The sequence below is a fragment of the Chitinophaga sp. genome (assembly GCF_036566945.1).
Lineage (GTDB): Bacteria > Bacteroidota > Bacteroidia > Chitinophagales > Chitinophagaceae > Chitinophaga.
In genome coordinates, this window is record NZ_DATCVJ010000474.1 from 1 (window position 1) to 2,476 (window position 2,476).

The following is a 2,476-nucleotide window of genomic DNA, read 5'->3' on the forward strand; positions in this document are numbered from 1 at the left end:
CCTGCCTGCACCTGTGCTTCTCCAACCCAACTGGGTCGTTGTCTGGCTCCAGTCGTTATAGATGATGGTGCCTTTGGGCTTCGTCTCTGTTGGTATTACAGCAGCATAGGATAAATTGGGATCTATTCCAATCTCATCGAGGCCGGTATAAGCGGTGATCTGTTTATAATCCAGGGTACCGATGGAGAAAGATCTGATACGCAAACTGGCGGTGCCACCGGCGAGTATGACTCTGACAAAGGCTACATTATCTGCTACCGTAAAGGTGGTCGCATATTCTGTATCCGTTGTACTGCTATAGCAACCACCAAACTGTGTGGCGTTGATGGAGTTTAACTGAGTGGAGAACAGATTCTCATTTAATACCGGAGGAATGATCGCTTTGCTGCTATTATAACAAACAATGAATACCCTGCCGCTAAATCCGGAAACAAAGTTTCTCCTGACAATAAATTTTTTAACCATTTCAGTATTCACAAAAACGCCTATCCCAGTATTCCCGGATATTTCCACGTAGCTTTCAGCAACTGCTGCAACAAGCCGGGCCGGGAGTTTATCTCCATTCGCCATATTGGCGCAATGTAATCCCCTGAAGAAATAATCGGTAGCGTTGTATTTGTTGACATACTTTGGTATAAAAGGCGACTGCCAACAGCTTTGATTCTGGATGGTGTCATTATAATAATTGGGGTAATTAGCCACCCGGTTATTACGACTACTACTGGCATCTTCGATCTGATCATCGGCATCATTGACTTGCGCAGCGGGCAGATTACTATAACCGATATAGAGGCTGTTTTGTCTGCAATCTGCCCCGACAATTTTCAGGGAACAAATGCCGCTGTCCTCATTCCTCGCATCCCAGAACCTGTTATTGACACCTCTTTCGATGACTACCGCCCGGCATTCTGCATCACCAACGAGATTGGTAGCACTGAGTTCGAAACTGGGTTTATAAAACACATTGTTGTCAGGCAGATGGTTGGTTATTCCCACCAGTGAAATGCGGACACCATACCTGGATTTCGTAGACAGTTCATCAGTTGGTTTGCTGGATCTTACCGTAAATCTACCAGCGGTAAACACATTTTCATTACAAAAGCCGCCTTTAAGAGGATCAGTAACGCCTGCATTAGTTGCTGCCTGCAATTCCAGTTGTACTTTGGCATCCTGCAGGGTACCTATATTTACCCTGTTGTAAGCGCACCCTTGACTACCGTAAAAGAGCACATTGATGGTAAATGAGCTGATGTACTCCAGGGTTACATCGGAGCTGAGGAGGTTAACGAGTTTCACACCCACACAGCTTTCATTGGCCCAATTTGACATGGAAGTCTTGCTAATACGGAGTTGCAATTTCACCGCCGCATTGTTGACGTCATTACTACCGATGATCATGCCCGGCAAGGTATCTGTAGCGTCGTTAAAGGCAATAGGCGCCTCCATGTTCACATTTACACCTGCATCAATGGTTAAAGTGTTACTGAGCAGGTATCTGTCTCCTATTGGGAAATACAGCGTAGGCTTATTACCAAAATAGGAGCTGTCTGAAGGAACGGCATAGGCATTGGCCGCGTCCACCGCATGCTGCAACTGAGCAGTACAATCAATTCCGTTCCCAAATGCACCAAACCATTTCACATTGATGATGTTGCCATCTATGTTTCTGATCCAGCGACCCGGGTCTACATTATCTACTTTAAAAACAATACCGCCATCTGGCTCCTTGTCGCAAGTTGTACTCCAGTAAAATACGCCGCCGCCGCCATCTCCTGGTTTGGCGTAACCTAATATCTGGCATAGCTCGTTGTCGGCGGTGCCTTGGTTTGTCTTAAATGATGCTACACTTGGAAATGTCATCTTCTCTTTTTTAGGGTTTTCAATAAAAATATGGTCGGCAATAAAGATGCGGTAGCCTGACGCATTCTATTTGCGTGGCAAACTTTTCTATGGTTGTTAAGCAGTAATTTCTACGAGATAAAAAATTACCAATCATCCGACCTGGGTTCATCTCTCCCGGGTGCGACTGCTGATGCCCCGCCTCTGGGTTTTAGCCAGGCAGCGACTTTCCCGGCAGTAGCCCCTTGTTTCTGCAATGATTTAAATATAAATTAAGCAATTGCTGGTATTATTTTACCCACAGCAACAATTTGCTGCCGGCCAATATCATTTATTCTATAACTTCCTATCTCTGCCTAAAAAAAAACAGGTCGATGATACAACCTACAAGTCCGGCATTCAGGCGGTATGCGGGTAGCATAGCATTCGCGTTATCAACCATCACTGTACAACCAATCCCTTGGTTGAAAGGCATGGTGACATTACTGTCAAATAGAAAGACAAAGCACATGACATGAACAGGAAAACTAAACGATCACCTTTAAAAAAAGCACGTTATTATTTTTTTGCATAATTGATGCAATCGTTTGCATCTCACTATCACTTTTAGAAAACACGTTATTATTTTTCGCATTGT

At 44.5% G+C, this 2,476-nt stretch carries 1 protein-coding gene; it reads right to left on the reverse strand.

Features of this window, described 5'->3' with window-relative positions; all coding sequences use genetic code 11:
• A partial coding sequence (locus tag VIP81_RS14525; RefSeq protein ID WP_331961910.1) for a hypothetical protein occupies positions 1–1,860 on the reverse strand: 1,860 nt, incomplete at its 3' end.
• Positions 1,861–2,476 lie beyond the last annotated feature (616 nt).